Below are 16,402 nucleotides of genomic sequence, written 5' to 3' on the forward strand. Positions count from 1 at the left end.
TGAAAGTCAGACGTGCAGCGCGGCGCAAACCAACCGGACTTTCGTCACGAGTTTGCACGATCATCCGGCTTTGAATGGGACGCCCGTATTGCTTGTCAGCTCCGCCTCGGTTACGCCATCGGCCATTTCCACCAGTACGAGCCCTGCCGGAGTGACATCGAATACCGCCAGATCCGTGATGATCCTGTCGACGACACCTACCCCGGTGAGCGGCAGATCGCATTGGGGCAGGATCTTGTGGCTGCCGTCCTTCGCCACGTGCTCCATCAGCACGACGATGCGCTTGACGCCGGCGACCAGATCCATGGCACCGCCCATGCCCTTGACCATCTTGCCGGGCACCATCCAGTTGGCCAGGTCGCCCTGGTCGGTGACCTGCATGGCGCCCAGTACGGCCAGGTCGATATGGCCGCCGCGGATCATCGCGAAGGAGTCGTGGCTGCCGAAGTAGCTGGCGCCCGCGCGCGCGGTGACCGTCTGCTTGCCGGCGTTGATCAGGTCGGCGTCGACCTCGTCCTCAGTCGGGAACGGGCCAATACCCAGCAGGCCGTTCTCGGACTGCAGCCAGACGTCGACGCCAGCGGGAATGTGGTTGGCGACCAGCGTCGGCAGGCCGATGCCCAGATTGACGTAGGCGCCATCGGTCAGTTCGCGGGCGGCGCGCTGCGCCATCTCATCGCGGGTCCAGGGCATCACTTGTCTCCTTGGCGGACGGTGCGCTGCTCGATGCGCTTCTCGGGGGTCGGGTTGTGGACGATGCGGTCCACGTAGATGCCGGGCAGATGCACATGGTCGGGATCGATCTCGCCGATCTCCACCACTTCCTCCACTTCTGCGATGCAGACCGTGCCCGCCATGGCACAGGCCGGGTTGAAGTTGCGCGCTGTCTTGCGGAAGACCAGGTTGCCGGCCTTGTCGGCCTTCCACGCCTTCACCAGCGACACGTCGGCCGACAGCGCCGTCTCCATGACATACCAGTGCTCGCCGAACTGGCGGGTCTCCTTGCCTTCGGCCACCACGGTGCCGTAGCCCGTGCGGGTGAAGAAGGCCGGGATGCCGGCACCGCCCGCGCGCAGGCGCTCGGCCAGCGTGCCCTGCGGATTGAATTCCAGCTCGAGCTCGCCGGACAGGAACTGGCGTTCGAACTCCTTGTTCTCGCCCACGTAGGACGAAATCATCTTCTTGATCTGCCGGGTTTCCAGCAGCAGGCCCAGGCCGAAGCCGTCGACGCCGGCGTTGTTGGAAATGGCGGTCAGGCCCTTCGCGCCGCTGTCGCGCAAGGCACCGATCAGCGCTTCCGGAATGCCGCACAGGCCGAACCCGCCGACCGCCAGCGTCTGGCCATCCGCCACCACGCCCTGCAGCGCTGCCGCCGCGCTGGGATAGAGCTTCTGCTTGCCTCCGGAGCCGGGGTTAATCGCCATGGCGCGATCCATTCGATGAGGAAAGTCCCATTCTACCCAGCGCGCCGGAACCGACACAGGTACTTTCGGGCAATGGGAATGGCGCGCGTGCCGTGCGCGTACACTGGCGGGCATGAAGACCCTTGCCCTCGTCACGGCCGTCGCCGCGTCCGGCCACGACGATGATCTCGTGCCGCTGCTCGATGCCTGTGCCGACGCTGGCCTGCACGCCCGCGCAGTGGCGTGGGACGACCCGACCGTCAGCTGGGCACGCTTCGATGCGGCGCTGCTGCGCTCTCCCTGGGACTACACCGAACGCCTGCCGGAATTCCTGGCGTGGTGCGCGCACGTCGACCGGGTCACCGACCTGCTCAACCCACTCAACGTGGTGCGCTGGAACACCGACAAGCACTACCTGGCGGATCTCGCCACCGTCGGCATCCCGGTGGTACCCACGCATTTCGTGGAGCCGGACGCCGAACCGATGGAGGCCCTGGCGACCTTCCTGGCCACGTTCGATACGGCCGAATTCGTGGTCAAGCCGACGGTCAGCGCCGGTGCGCGCGACACCCAGCGGTACGGTCGCGATCAGCAGTTCGCCGCCGGCAACCATGTCGCCCGCCTGCTTGACCAGGAACGCAGTGTGATGCTTCAGCCCTATCTCGCCTCGGTCGATCGATGCGGCGAGACCGCACTGCTCTATTTCGACGGGCAGTTCAGCCACGCCATCCGCAAGTCCGCCCAGCTCGCGCCGGGCGAAGGTGCCCGGCAGGCACCGATGGCGCTGGGCGACATCGCGGCGGGCAGCGCTACGGTCGCCGAACAGGCGCTGGCGGAGCGGGTGCTGGCCGCCACCGCGCGATTGAGGCAGTTGGAAGCTCCGCTGGCGTACGCCCGCGTCGACCTGCTGATCGGCGCTGACGGGGAACCTTGCCTACTGGAGCTGGAGCTCACCGAGCCCTCCCTGTTCTTCGCCCAGGCACCCGGCAGCGCGGCGAGGTTGGCCGGCCTGCTGGCCTCGCGGCTGGCAGACGGTACCGTACGGGCTCGCATGGACCCGGCCTGACGGCTAAAATCGGCGTTCTGTCCTCGGTCTGCCGTCGCGACCGGGTCTCACCGCTCCTACAGGAATCCCCGCAGGATGAAGATTCTCGTCGCCTACAAGCGCGTGGTGGACTACAACGTCCGCATCCAGGTCAAGCCGGACGGGTCCGGCGTGGTCACCGACGGCGTCAAGCTGTCGCCCAACCCCTTCGACGAAATCGCACTGGAAGAAGCCCTGCGCCTGCGCGACAAGGGCATCGCGACGGAAGTCGTGGTCGCCACCATCGCGCCGGCCGACGCCCAGGCCCATCTGCGCAATGGCCTGGCCATGGGGGCCAACCGCGCCATCCACGTGGTCACCGACCAGGCCATCCAGCCGCTGACCGCCGCCCGCACCCTGCTCAAGCTGGTGGAAAAGGAATCGCCCGACCTAGTGATCCTCGGCAAGCAGGCCATCGACGACGACGCCAACCAGACCGGCCAGATGCTGGCCACCCTGTGGGGCCGCCCCCAGGCCACCTTCGCGAGCAAGCTGGACATTGCCGACGGCAAGGCCACCGTGACGCGCGAAGTCGACGCCGGCCTGGAAACACTGGAGGTCGACCTGCCGGCCGTAGTCACCACCGACCTGCGCCTGAACGAGCCGCGCTTCATCAAGCTGCCGGACATCATGAAGGCCAAGAGCAAGCCGCTGGAAACGCTGCAGCTGGCCGACCTGGGCGTCGAATCCGCCGACACGCACACCACCACGCACTACGCCGCGCCGGCCAAGCGCAGCAAGGGCGTCATGGTGAAGGACGCGGCCGAACTGGTCGCCGCACTCAAGCAGAAGGGGTTGCTGTAATGAGCAAGGTTCTCGTCATCGCCGAACACCTGGACGGCAAGCTCAACGCGTCCACTGCCAAGACCGTCAGTGCCGCCGCTGCCGTCGGAGCGGACGCCATAGACGTGGTCGTGCTGGCCGCCGAACCGGCCGCCGTCGCCGCCGAGGCCGCGCAGATCGCCGGCGTCGTCAAGGTGCTGGCCGTCGCAAACGCTGCCAATGCGAACGCCATCGCCCAGGTGCTGGCCCCGCAGATCGCCAAGCTCGCCGCGGGCTACACGCACGTGTTCGCGCCGTCCACCACGTTCGGCAAGGACCTGCTGCCCTGCGTCGCCGCACTGCTCGGCGTCAACCAGGTCTCCGACCTGATGGCCGTGGAAGGCACGCACACCTTCAAGCGCCCGATCTACGCCGGCAACGCGATCATCACCGTTGAAACTCCGGCCGACCAGACCGTGGTCGCGACCGTCCGCACTGCTTCCTGGCCGGAAGCCGCCAAGGGCGGTAGCGCGACAGTCGAAGCCGCCAGCGTGGACGCTGCCCTGCCGACGCACACACGCTACGTTGGCCTGGCCGCCGGCAAGTCCGACCGCCCCGACCTGCAGAGCGCCAAGCGCGTCGTCTCCGGCGGCCGCGGCGTGGGCTCGGCCGAGAACTTCAAGGTCATCTATGCGCTGGCCGACAAGCTGGGCGCCGCCGTCGGTGCTTCGCGCGCCGCCGTGGACGCCGGCTACGTGCCGAACGAACTGCAGGTCGGCCAGACCGGCAAGATCATCGCCCCCGAGCTGTACGTCGCGGTCGGCATCTCCGGCGCCATCCAGCACCTGACCGGCATCAAGGACGCCGGCACCATCGTGGCGATCAACAAAGACGGCGAAGCGCCGATCTTCGAGATTGCGGATATCGGGTTGGTGGGGGATCTGTTTGCGTTGCTGCCGGAACTGGAAGCGGCGCTTTGAGGCGTCGCCTCTCCGGCAGGCGATGACTCCGTCCGACAAGAGCCCCGATTAATGCAAAGCAAGAAGAAGGTGATGGTGGTCTTCGGGACGCGTCCCGAAGCCATCAAGATGGCGCCGCTGGTGGCCTCCCTGAAGGCGTCTCCCGATCTCCAGACGATCGTTGCGGTGACCGCACAGCACCGGCAGATGCTCGACCAAGTGCTGGAGTTGTTCGGCATCGTGCCCGACGAGGATCTGGACGTCATGCAACCTGGACAGACTCTGGCCGGGCTGACCGCGAAGATCCTCGCTGGCATGACAGACGTGATCGCCAAACATGCGCCCGACATCGTCCTGGTGCACGGCGATACCACGACGACATTCGCTACCTCGCTCGCAGCCTTCTACAACCGCACGCCGATCGGCCATGTCGAGGCGGGACTGCGGACGGGCAACCTCTATTCACCTTGGCCCGAGGAGGCGAACCGGAAGCTGACGGGCTCGCTGACCGCGCTGCATTTCGCACCCACCGAACGCTCCCGCGACAATCTGCTGGCCGAAGGCATCGCGAAGGACGGCATCCACGTGACCGGCAACACCGTGATCGATGCGTTGCTGGCGGTGGTCGACAAGATCCGCGGCCAGCCCGACCTGGAACGGGCGCTGGCATCCCGGTTCCCGTTCCTCGATCCGGACAAGCGGTTGGTCCTGGTCACCGGTCACCGCCGCGAGAACTTCGGCAGCGGCTTCGAGCAGATCTGCCAGGCGCTGAAGGCCATCGCCGAGCGTGGCGATACCCAGGTGGTGTACCCCGTCCACCTGAATCCCAACGTGCAGGAACCGGTGAACCGCGTGCTGTCAGGGCAATCGAGCGTCCATTTGATCGAGCCTCAGGACTACCTGCCTTTCGTCTACCTGATGTCACGCGCTCACCTGATCGTCACCGATTCCGGCGGCGTGCAGGAAGAAGCGCCGTCGCTCGGCAAACCCGTCCTGGTGATGCGGGATACGACCGAGCGTCCGGAGGCCGTCGATGCCGGCACCGTCATGCTGGTGGGTACTGACAGCGCGCGCATCGTTGCAGAGGTATCGCGACTTCTGGACGACCCCGTGGAGTATGCCCGCATGTCGGAAGCCCATAACCCTTATGGCGACGGACTCGCCTCCAGCCGCATCGCCGCCCTCATCGCCAAGGCGCTCTGACAAGCACTTGGTCGCTGTTGGTCACCCACGGCCCTCGCTCCAGGCGAGGACTTTCAGCGAGCGTATGGCGTGTTCGTAGAAGCTCTGCGAGTAGTGGTACGGCGCCTTTCCCCACCGGTGCTCGGGATCCGCGAGAACCGAAGCCTTAGGGTAGTAGATGGTCCGCAGGGACCAGCGCGCTTCCACTGCATCGTAAAGTTGCTGCAGTATGGCATTGCTGCTGCGGATCCAGCGAAGACTCGACGCATCGGAGCCATCTGGAAACTGCTCCGCCCAGTATGCGCGATTGAGAACGACGGTCGCGATATCTACCGCGGCCACGAATCGTTCGAAACCGGCGAGCCAGAGCGCCAGGAACTCATCGCTGCCCGGCGCGATCACCGCACGCTCGCCGGGATCGAGCCCCGCATGCTGCAACTCGCCCGAATGACTGAAAAACGAAGCCCCTGTCGAGATGAGATTGAACCGCTCATCGATGAAATCGATGAGCAGCAGGTCGTGGGGCGTCGATGAGATCACAGACAACGTGCTCTTGTCGAAGTCGTTGATGGCCATGCGACGCTGGAACGGACTCGGCAAGGCGGCCACCTTTGCGCGGGCATCCGCATCGTCTACCGGCGGCATGCCGACGCTCGCCATTGACGTCCGCGCGAGATAGCCGGCAAGCTCGAACGAATCGGGCACCTGCTCCAATGCATCACGCGAGACGCAACTGCCGAAGATGAAGATCTTGGGCATCATTCCTGCTTTTTTACCCAGAATGCGAACTGACCGCAGAATCCGAGCTTGCGGAACGCGGCCTGCTGCACGCTCTGGTTATTCTCCCTGGCCCACGCGTCGATTTCCTGATTCATTGGCGACTCTTCACCAAACCAACGATTCATTGAGGCATCGTTACTGCGATAGGCGCGCGTGATCAGGGTTACGCCATCGATTCCCGGCCGGATCTCCACCAGTTGGAGCCCCGACGCATCGACCAGGCGCTTGAAGCCAAAAGGCGTGAAATTCCAGAAACTGAAGGAATGGTAAGGCTCTAGATGCGACGTCGAACCAATGAACTTGCCGCCAGGCTTCAGTACGCGCCTGATGTCGGCGAGCACCTGCTCCGGATAGCGAACATGCTCGAACACCTGACGGCTGTAGATCATGTCGATCGAACCGTCGTCGGCAGGAATATTCACCCCGTCGTAAGTGCGGAACTCCGCGTCATCGCGCGTGCGCGAATCGACTTCCGGAGAATGCTCGATGTCCACGCCGATCCATTTCGCATGGGGCGCCGAACGCTTGAACAGATCAATGGAGACACCGGATCCGCATCCAAGATCGATGATGAGGGCATCTTGCGGAAGCGCCGGCGCAAGCTTCATCGCATACTGCGTCGCACTATATTGCGCCGCAGTATCTTTCGGCAGATAAGGCAGCAGTTCATTCCACATGTAGTCCTCCAGGCCTGCGTATCAGGTCACCACCACGGGTAGACAACCCACTACTCGTGGTGCTCGGGATTGCAGTACATCCAGCGGTCCGGCGCTGATGGGCGCCCTAGACCGACCAGACTTTTCAAGGTCCAGTCTAATCGAGTCGCCGACGCCGAGACGGATGGAGGACACAGAATCCGGAGACGCGTGCCGCGCTCGACCGACGCGAGCATATCCCCACTCGTTCGCACCCCGGAGTTTGCGGACCGTCGCTGGGGCCGCACGGAGAATCAAGCCTATCCTTCAAGCATGCGGAGTTCCGGCGCCGACACCGTCGAGCGCGGTGCACGGCAGCCTGAACGTTGCCGCAATCGGTCCGCAGGCCATACTTCCACCCGCAGCGGGGATCCGGTTCTTCTGCCGCCTCGGTGCAGCCGTCCGCTCGAGTTGGGAGCGGGCGGGACTCGCGGGTCACGCCGCGCGAGATGAAGGGCGTGAACGTGGGATGCGCTTGCGCCGGAAGCTCAGGTGACGCTCGGCCTTCGCCACACCGATGCCCCACCTCGACATCCCGTTGCAGGTAACGAGGGGCGAAGCGGGTGCTCGGCGCGTTACGGGCGCGTCGGCAGCTTGTCAGGAAATTGATCGAGGACGATGACCTCGTTGCGTGCCAACGCGCATCCACGCAGGACCAGCGGGTCGGGAATGATGGCGACCATTGCGGCGGCGGACGCGGTCGGAACCTTGGGCAGGATCGCAGCCAGCGCTCATGAACATGCATTCCGAACGCGCCGTCCCAACCACACCGAAGCTTCACTCGGACCCGTCAGGACAGCAAGTACCCGGCACACACGCGGACCGGGCATGCCAACGGCGTCAGGCCGTCATTCCGTCCAGACGAAATACACCGTGCCGAGCGAATCCTCGGCAAGCTTGAGCTTGCCATTCGCCGGCGTGGTCGTCACCGTAATGCGCTTGCCGCTGTTGCCATAATCGCCAACGAGGTCGTCGCCTCGCTCGAATGTCTTGTAACGCTTGTAGCCCTTGGCGAGCAGGAGTTCCTCGATCTGCTTGTCGACCGTGAGAGCGTCCCCCTGCTTGAACTCGATGACCAGCTTGCGCACCGGGCTTTGACCGTTCGTGGCGTCCTCTACCTTGCGCGAGCGAATCGAGTAGCCGAACGACGGCTGGAATCCGGCCGGAAAGTCGGGGTTGTCCGCGGCAGGCGCTGGAGTCTGCGCCACGGGCGCCTCAACCGGTACCGCAACTTCCGGTGCGGTTGTTTCGGCGGCATCAGCGGGAACCTGCTGCGCAGGCTGGTTGCAGGCGGCAAGAAGCAAGGCGGCAACGCCGAAGCCGATGAAACGACGCATCCTAAAAACTCCAATGAGGGTCGGGGCGGGCAGTATACAGCTCATCCGGGAAGGGGAAGGCAGGGCCGCAGCCCCCTTTGTCAGGTCACAGCAGGTCACGGAGAATCCCGTCGAGGCGGTCCAGGAACAGGGATGCCGAGTACTCTCGCCCGACGAACTCATGCCCCTTCTTCGCCCCTTCCTGAAATGTCGCGTAATCGGCGCTTCGAAGGATGTGGTCCCGCATCGCCTCCAGCGAGGGAAACACGGAATCGGAGGGGTAGATGTACTCGACCCCCGACCAGTCCAGGAGCAACCCCTGGCCCCCGGACGCGAAGCCGTCCGATGGCGCGATATGGAAGCTCTCCGGCAGACGCTCGTCATCGCTGACCGACAGCACGAATCCGACTTCGGCCAGGGCCCGGGTCACGTCCACATGCCCCTTGAACCTCACGCGGCCGGACAGGCCATGCGCCTGGATGTAGTCCTCGCAGCGTCGGAAGTAGGCCTCTTCCAGAGGATCGCGCATGACCCATGTCGTTTCCATCGCGCTCTTTCCATAGACCGACAGGTTGTAGCGCGGGTCCACTTCGACAAGAGAGCGCAGCAACTCAAGGGCCTTCATCAGCCCCTTGCGCGACGGCAGCGAGCCGATGAGCGCGAGATTGTAGACACGGTCGGCAGCTTCCATCGACGCATAGCCCGTCGCATCCACGTAGTTCGGGAGCAGCCTTACCTTGGCGCGGCTGATCCTGAACGTCTCGATCAGGCGCTCGACATACAGGACAGACACCGCGATGTATACGTCAACGTTGTCGTCTTCGACGATGTGGCCGAACTGACGCGAGAGCTCGAAGCGATGCGCACGGACGATCAAACGCTGGTCATTGCGCTTGTATCGCGAGTACCAGACCGCATTGCCAAGGAGCCATTCACAGAAAATCAGCTCCGCCCAATCCAAGGCGTCGCGCGAGGCAGCGACATCGTGTTCGTTGTGTCCTGTCCATTCATCCACGCGCACCTGGAAACGACGCGACAGCAGCGGCACCACTTTCTCGATGAACTTCAGGTCGTAGCCCGCGACAAGCAGTCGTGGCTTTGCTTCTTCGAAGAACCCGGAATAGTCGTTCGCGTGAAGCAGCTCCAAAAGCCTGGCCAAGCGGGCATTGAAGCGGAAAGCCGACACCACATGCCAGTGCTGGGAAACGAAGTCGGAGAAACGCTTGAAGAGCGCGGGATCGATATCCCCGGAGTAGTAGCGGACCAGCGCCTGTAGGACCGTCTGCAAACCCACCTGAAAGCGGATTCCCACGTAGCTGAGACCCAGCCACGCCAGCTTCCGCTCGGCAGCATCCCAGACCGCCAGGTGGTTACCCAGCTCCCTCGCGCCGTAAGTGCGGGTTGATGAAGCTACCTGGGTCACCGCCTTGTTGTAGATGAAGGTCGCATGCTCGATGTAGTCAATCCGCTCGGCAGCCGTCAGGACGTCTATAAGAAACAGCGTGTCTTCGCCCATCCTGAGCTGTTCATTCCACGCGATTCCGCCGTGCAAGAGCAGGTCGCGCTTTATGAGCGAAGGAACCGTGGTGCTTTGCTTGCTGATGATGAGCTCCACGCGCTCACGCTTGCCTTCGGCCTCGCCAAAGTTCACGACGCGATTCATCTCGATCAGCTGCTTGCCGTCGTCGACGATCAAGTAGCCACGGACCACGCAGCAATCGTTGGCCACGGCATGGGCATGATGTACCGAAAGCGTGTCCGCGAGGATGCGATCGTCGCAATCGAGGAAGAAAACATAATCACCGGACGCCACCCGGGTACCGAGATTGCGCGGGCGCGACGGCGAACCGCTGTTGGCCTCGGTCTGGAATACGCGCCAGTTCGCGTGCCGCGCGGCCTCGGCTTCCAGGTAGGCATAGGTGCCGTCGTCGGAGCAGTCATCGACGAAGATGACTTCGTACGGGCTGGCGAAATCCTGCGCGCGCAGCGAAGCCAGGCAGCGCTCGATCTTTCCGATCGCATTGTGGCAAGGGACGATAATGGAGACTTTCATATTCATAGTTGATAGAACCGCCCCTGCAAAGGCCTTCCCTGATTCTTGAGGAGCAGCAGGAAGTAGCGGCTGTCCGCTATCGCGTCGCCTATCACCTGCTCAGACCCGAAGCGATACTTCTCTTCGTGCCCCATGGCGATGATGGCGTCGCCTGTGTAGCTCGTATGAAGGAATGCATTAGCGATGTAGTCCGGCGCCACCTTCCGAACAGGATCAACGAGCGCAAAATGGCTGGTCTTGATCGTCGCCGCGGGTCTTTCAACGTACCTATCCAGGCAACTCCAGGAAACCACCGTTACCCCGAGGCGGTTGTACCGCTCATAGTAGTGCGCCACCTCAATGTCCTCGATGGACTCCGCAAGCACGAGCAGTAGACTCGCATCGGAAAGGAACGATGCTTGCCTGTTGAAGTAGGCGATCGCCGACTGTACGGACTCGTGAGAGTCCACGATGCATGCCACCGTAAGCTGCCCACTGCGATCCACGAACGGAATGCCGGCGGCTCGGACTATCGTCTTGAATCGTTCCTTGTAGGTATGTTCGCGCAGGACTGAATGGAGCGCGCGGGCGCGCTTGTCGTTGATCTCCCCTTCCGTAAGTCGCCCCAGCGCTTCCGGGTCCCGATCCAGGAAGACCACCATGTCGCCGAACATCCGCTCCATGCCGACCGAGTGATTTGACAGGCAAAGCGTATTGCACGACATCAACTCGAACACCCGCCGCGCGAACATGGTCGGGGACCGGGTCTCGGTATTGAGATTGAGCCCGAAGACGCTCGATTTGTAGATCTTGTCGATCTCCGAATGCGGGACGGCCGGACGCGTATAAGGTCGGTAAGCTTCAGGAAACGCATGGTTGGGATCGTCGCCACCATAGAAACGGTCGAAGATCTCGAGACCTCGCCCATTCTCGATAATGGCGTCGAATATGTCCGCCATGACGGCGCTTCGTTCCGCATGATATGCGTACCAGCTTCCAGCGAAGACGACGGAGTCGCTGCGCGCTCCTGCTTCCGCAGGATTGAAGATGCGCGGATTGGTCGCGAACGGCAGGCACGCGGCGCGCCTGACCCCATGCTCTTTCTTGTAGCGCTCCACGCAATCGATATCCGTCGTGAATACGACATCGAATCGCCGGGCGGTATCGACGAAGTTGTGTATCTTGTCGTCGTAATGGGATGGATCCTCCTTGTTCCAGAAGACGGTGGGGATCCCGTGCTCCTTGCAGTACTCGAGGATCGCGAGCAGATCGCCGCGATTCTCCTTCTTGAAGTTCTCACTGGCGTACACCCGCCCCTTCCAGGGACGACGCTGCGAGTCCACCCCGGACCAGGCCGACTCGCAAAAGAAGAGATCCGGTTGCTCCTGTTCGAACCGTTCGCGCCAGTCGCCCGGCTCGACAACGACAGGCTGGAATTCGTCCTTGAAGCTGTTGTAGGTGAACTCGTCGCACAGAAGCGCGACCTTCAGCTTTGAAAGCTCTTTTGCGACGACACGCTCCTTGCGCCGACCAGGCCGTGGCGCGGTCATGTGCGCCAACATGTCCGTCGATGGCAGGCGTCCGGCATGAAGCGACGGTGCTTGCAGCAGCGCATTCCATTCGCCAATCACCGCTCCGGCTCCGTAACGCGCCTGCACAGCATCACGGATCGCAGCGATGCGGTCATCTGCACACCCTTTCAGCACCGATTCGATCTGGTCGGCGGCGGCGTCCGCGGAATCGACGAGATCAAGCTCCGGGTAGATATGCCCCGCACCCTCCCATCTCCAGACCACCGGCAATGCCCCAGAAGCCGCGGCTTCGGCTACCGCCATATGGAAGCTCTCGAAATCCGATGGCGACACTACCGATCCCACCAGGCGCAACCAGTCCTGCACGTCGTCTGCGGGTGGATCGAAGATCACGCGATGGCGAAGGTCCGGGGAACTGTTGATCCGCCGATACACCGCCTCGTAGTAGGCACGCTCATCTGGCCGCTCCCACAACCACTCGTAGCTCGCCGGACTTTCTCCCTTTACGCGCAGCGTATAGCGATCGTCGCGCTTCGCGAGGATCTCCAGCACATCGATCGCGCGATCGAGCCGCTTGCGCGAAGGAGCCGTCCCGATCATGCCCATCGTGAACTCTGCGGCATCCAGCTTACCCAGCGCGTACCTATCATGATCGAGGAAGTTTCCAACCACGCGGCAGATCGACGGCGGGATACCGAACTTCTCGACGCACTCACTCATGATATGCGGGCCGACGAACACGACCTGGTCCACGTTCACCCAGTCGATCTTCTCCGGGTAGTCGGTCATGCGCTCCTGAAGGTGCAGGCGGACAACCAGCTTCTGGTGCGGGAGCTTGTGGCGCGCGCAAAAGACGGCGTTACCCAGCGCCCACTCGGCAACGATCACGTCCGCCCAGAGCATCGTCGACAGCGTGCGATCGCGGTCATGGACATCGTGATTCGGCCACTCGTCCTCGCGGAACTCATAGCCCCCGGTCTTCTCCAGTTGCGCCTGGAGCGCACGCCAGAACTTCAGGTCATGACCGATGACCGCCACACGAATCTTGCGCACTACGCCCCCTAGATCTCGATCTTCTGCAACAACATGCCACGATCAGCGGATGCGCCCACCGCTGCGAAATTAGCCGAATCGAACGCGTACGACTTCGGCACGAACGACCGCACAAGACCGCCACGATCATCAAGCAATGCGCCGGCCGTCAGTCCCGACGCTGCCATCACCTCGGTATTGATCACGAGCGAACGAGGATCGAGTGCTTGCCCCCATTCGTACTCGATGCCGCCGGATGACTTGCCGACCACCGCTGCCCCGCTGTAGCGGACGGCGTGTACGGCATCCTGCAGGTAGTGGCGTCCGTACACGGCATTCGGCGAGAGGATCGCCACGATGGCGCCAGCCGCCGTCTCCCGCTCCGCGTCGATGATCTGCGACAACGGCACCTGCGCCTCACGGACCACGCGCACGCCAGGCAGGTCATCACGGAGAGTGAATCCATCGCGGCACACCAGCACCAGTTGCGTGCGGACATCATGAGCCGTTTGCTGGAGCTGGTAGGCAGTGAGGACATCCCGACTCTGGGCATCATCGAAGACTTCGGAAATGGCGATGACGCGCACAGGATCGGGCGTACGCTCTCCCACCAGCGACAGGATCTGCGCGAAACGGTGACGGAAGGTGTGCTGTGAAAGCACAGCTCGAATGCCTGTCAGGCTCCGCCGCCGCCACTCCGCCGGGTCGGTCAACAGGACGTGCAAGGCCTCATCGGCCTCGGCACGATCCTTCACCTGCCAGACGATGTCATCGCCGAACGTCTCGGCGATGCCAGGGGACCATACGCTGACAACGGGCGTGCCGCTCGCCAACAGCTCGAAGACCCGCCGCGAGAACATCGTCCTGGAATCGTCGACCGAATTGACGTTGAGGAAGACCTGGTACTCGCGGTACTTCTTGGCGATCTCGACGTAGCCGAGCCGCCCCCTGATGTACGGCTCGTATTCGGCCGGGAACGCGAACTCGCTACTCGCGCCGTCGGCGCGGAGATTGCGATCGTAGATATCGAGTTCGTACGCCTTCGCTGCCTCGAGCAACATCGCCTGGCCATTCTGGCGATCTTCGAAACCCTTGGCGTAGTAGCTCCCCGCGAAGCAGATCCTGCCATTCCGCTGGGACGTATGCTGTGGGTTGTGCAGGCTGTCCTCAGCGGCGAACTGCATCGCCTCCACCCGGGCCGTCGTCTTCGACTGGTAGCGGCGAACCGATTCGACCGACGTGGTCAGGATCACGTCGCAACGGGTCGCAGACTTGACGAATGCGTCGAAGTGGACGGGATCCTCCTTGTTCCAGAAGACCGTCGGCAATCCGCGGCGACGGAATCCTTCGACCATCTGCGAAAATTCGTCTCCAGGCCGGTACTCGGCATCCGCTATGCGGTAGCGCCAAGCGCCCGCGTTGCCACGCCATGCCGACTCAGCCAGCAGAAAGCGCGGTGAGAATTCCTGGAGAAGCCCTTCCCAATTGTCTGGCCGGGCTTCAATCAGGCCCGCGTGCGGCGCAAAGCACTCGCGCGAGAACTCATCCAGCACACTCATGACTGGAATGCTGTTTGTGATGCTGGCCTGCTCCCAACCGATCACCGAGAGCCTTCTCACGTCCTCCTGGTTGCGGGGCGGTGGTTCCTGCTGTTCGATCGGTTGGCTGGGCGCGCTCTCGGCGCTACCCGCGCCGGCGAGCGACGACGAGACATCCTGTGCGTCCGATGGGGCGCTTTGCCCTGCTGCCTTCGCCGGAACGGGCCAAGGCGGAAGCACAAGCGGTTTGATCGGCAGTGTTCCCGCACGGCGCGCCAGGTACAGGCGCACGACACCGGCCACTGCGGACGGGAAGGCGATGATTCCGCGCACACGCCCCAGGCCGAGCAATGCACGCCCGATCGCCAGCGCGATCGAATGCTCGTAAAGCTGATTGTCTTCGTGCAACGTCTGCGCCAGTCCCACCAATGCCTTCGTGCGCTCCTGCTCGGCCTCGAACTTCGCCCAGTGGCCCGAACGCTTCTCCTGCGCTTCAGCCAGGTCGGCCGTCATCTTTCGGATGCGTTCCCTGAGGGCATCCGCCACTGCTTGCAGTTCCCCGGTGCGCTTCACGGTGTCTGCAAGGTCGCCTTCGAGCGCACGTACGCGCGCCCGGTCTTCCTCCGCCGTCGACCGTGCGGTCCTTTCACGCTCGAGTGCGTTGGACAGGTCGGCCTCGAGCCTGCGCGCATGCGCACCGCTTTCCTCCATCGACGCGTGGACGTCGCGAGCATGCGCGCGCGCCGTTTCAAGATCGGCCTCAATGGCACGCATCCGTTGCTTGCCGTCCTCCACCGTCGCCTGCAGTTCCTGCGCGCGCACATGCGTCAAGGTCAGGTCGGCGTCCATGTCGCGCATGCGGGAATTGTCGTGCTCGATCCTCGACTGGAGTTCCCTCACGTTGGCATGCGCAGCCCTGACAGCCTCTTGGAGCAAGCCGGACTGCATGTCGCTCTCCGCACGCAGCGCCTGCACCTCACCCTGCAGGGTCAAGGCACGTTCCGCCGCTGCGCGCTCTGTGGCACGGACAGCGGCGATCTCGACCTGCAGCGAAACCAGCTGCTGTGCCAACTCGTCGCGGCGACGCTCCATGTCATCGGCCAGCGATCGCTGCAGGCGTGTACGTTCCAGAGAATCCTCGCGCTGCGCCCGCAGCACTTCGGCATGTTCGGCGCCGCGATCAGCGCTGGCCTGGTTCGCCATCTCGAGCCCGGACTTCAGGCCGCTTGCCTGCTCGGACAGTATCGCCACTTCGCGTTCGAGCTCCGCCTTCCGCGCGAGAAGCGTTCCTTTCTCATCGCGCGCATGCTTAAGCGCCTGCTCAAGCGCACCCTTGGCCTTCGCTTGCTCTTGTGCGGTGGCACTCGCCGCGTAGTAGTCACTCTGCGCATCCAGGGCGCCCGCTTCGGTCGCGCGCAGGAGCACATCCGAGATATCCGCCTCTACTTCAGCGGCGTCACGGCGATCAGCAACCACACGAATGTATCCATCGGTGACCTCGACCGACCTCAAAGTGAATTCTTCGGACAGCGCTTCCTGGATGTCGCGCGGGAAGATCGACGATTTGTGGTCCGGCCACGGATTCAGCCCGTAGGGCACGGTAATGATGATGCGCCCACGGGGCGCGACGCGCGATGCCCCCTGACGGATGAAGCGCACCGGGTTGGTCTGATGTTCGACCACCTCACCCATGACAACCGTGTCAAACAAGGTGCCGTCGAGTGACGCCAACTCGCCGCAGTGGAAGTCGAGTCTCTGCTGGACCGACTCGATCTCCTTCGCGCGCTCGGCCATGGCGTACTCGATCGCGGGCGGATAGATATCCAGTCCGGTCACAGCCAACCCTTCGCGCGCCATCAGTATCGAGGCGATACCCTGGCTACAGCCGACATCCAGCACACTCGATCCCAGCGCCTGCCTGCACATCCAGTTGATGCGTTCGCGCGTCTTCCTGCCGAACGCTACGCCCATCGCATCGTAGTAGGCCTCGTTTATCCGATCGGCCCATACATTGGGAGTGCCATGGTCTTCATGGCCGTGGTCATCATGCATGGTTGTCCCACCTGCCCGTCTCGGGCGTTCGATAC

At 63.2% G+C, this 16,402-nt stretch carries 12 protein-coding genes; 4 read left to right on the forward strand and 8 right to left on the reverse strand.

Features of this window, described 5'->3' with window-relative positions; translation table 11 throughout:
* Positions 1–60: 60 nt before the first annotated feature.
* The gene (locus CSC78_RS05785; protein ID WP_162336963.1) at positions 61–693 is read right to left on the reverse strand and encodes a CoA transferase subunit B; all 633 of its coding nucleotides are present in this window, start codon (positions 691–693) and stop codon (positions 61–63) included.
* Positions 693–1,424: a CoA transferase subunit A gene (locus CSC78_RS05790; protein WP_162336964.1), complete on the reverse strand. Its 732-nt coding sequence runs from the start codon at positions 1,422–1,424 to the stop codon at positions 693–695. The genes CSC78_RS05785 and CSC78_RS05790 overlap by 1 nt, the downstream gene beginning before the upstream one ends.
* 112 nt (positions 1,425–1,536) lie before the next feature.
* Here CSC78_RS05790 and CSC78_RS05795 point away from each other — a divergent pair, with 112 nt between their 5' ends.
* From CSC78_RS05795 to wecB, 4 genes are all read left to right on the forward strand, one after another.
* On the forward strand, positions 1,537–2,469 hold the full coding sequence (locus CSC78_RS05795) for an ATP-grasp domain-containing protein (protein WP_162336965.1): 933 nt from the start codon (positions 1,537–1,539) through the stop codon (positions 2,467–2,469).
* A 75-nt stretch (positions 2,470–2,544) separates the two neighbouring features.
* On the forward strand, positions 2,545–3,291 hold the full coding sequence (locus tag CSC78_RS05800; protein ID WP_162336966.1) for an electron transfer flavoprotein subunit beta/FixA family protein: 747 nt from the start codon (positions 2,545–2,547) through the stop codon (positions 3,289–3,291).
* On the forward strand, positions 3,291–4,229 hold the full coding sequence (locus CSC78_RS05805) for an electron transfer flavoprotein subunit alpha/FixB family protein (protein ID WP_162336967.1): 939 nt from the start codon (positions 3,291–3,293) through the stop codon (positions 4,227–4,229). Before CSC78_RS05800 ends, CSC78_RS05805 begins: the two co-directional genes overlap by 1 nt.
* Before the next feature lie 51 nt (positions 4,230–4,280).
* On the forward strand, positions 4,281–5,411 hold the full coding sequence (gene wecB / locus CSC78_RS05810; protein ID WP_238391170.1) for a non-hydrolyzing UDP-N-acetylglucosamine 2-epimerase: 1,131 nt from the start codon (positions 4,281–4,283) through the stop codon (positions 5,409–5,411).
* 21 nt (positions 5,412–5,432) lie between these two features.
* Here the strand turns inward: wecB and CSC78_RS05815 are convergent, their stop codons facing one another.
* From CSC78_RS05815 to CSC78_RS05840, 6 genes are all read right to left on the reverse strand, one after another.
* Positions 5,433–6,149 (reverse strand): DUF6270 domain-containing protein, encoded by a 717-nt coding sequence (locus CSC78_RS05815; protein WP_162336968.1) that lies wholly within the window; start codon positions 6,147–6,149, stop codon positions 5,433–5,435.
* The gene (locus CSC78_RS05820; RefSeq protein WP_162336969.1) at positions 6,149–6,847 is read right to left on the reverse strand and encodes a class I SAM-dependent methyltransferase; all 699 of its coding nucleotides are present in this window, start codon (positions 6,845–6,847) and stop codon (positions 6,149–6,151) included. Before CSC78_RS05820 ends, CSC78_RS05815 begins: the two co-directional genes overlap by 1 nt.
* Positions 6,848–7,713: 866 nt before the next feature.
* Positions 7,714–8,202 carry a hypothetical protein gene (locus tag CSC78_RS05825; RefSeq protein WP_162336970.1) on the reverse strand — a complete coding sequence of 163 codons (489 nt, stop codon included), beginning with the start codon at positions 8,200–8,202 and terminating at the stop codon, positions 7,714–7,716.
* Positions 8,203–8,287: 85 nt separating this feature from the next.
* On the reverse strand, positions 8,288–10,240 hold the full coding sequence (locus CSC78_RS05830) for a glycosyltransferase (RefSeq protein ID WP_162336971.1): 1,953 nt from the start codon (positions 10,238–10,240) through the stop codon (positions 8,288–8,290).
* Positions 10,237–12,798: a glycosyltransferase family protein gene (locus tag CSC78_RS05835; RefSeq protein WP_162336972.1), complete on the reverse strand. Its 2,562-nt coding sequence runs from the start codon at positions 12,796–12,798 to the stop codon at positions 10,237–10,239. The genes CSC78_RS05830 and CSC78_RS05835 overlap by 4 nt, the downstream gene beginning before the upstream one ends.
* A gap of 8 nt (positions 12,799–12,806) precedes the next feature.
* The gene (locus tag CSC78_RS05840; RefSeq protein ID WP_162336973.1) at positions 12,807–16,367 is read right to left on the reverse strand and encodes a glycosyltransferase family protein; all 3,561 of its coding nucleotides are present in this window, start codon (positions 16,365–16,367) and stop codon (positions 12,807–12,809) included.
* Between the last annotated feature and the right edge of the window lie 35 nt (positions 16,368–16,402).

Origin of the sequence: Pseudoxanthomonas japonensis (assembly GCF_010093445.1) — a bacterium.
Lineage (GTDB): Bacteria > Pseudomonadota > Gammaproteobacteria > Xanthomonadales > Xanthomonadaceae > Pseudoxanthomonas_A > Pseudoxanthomonas_A japonensis.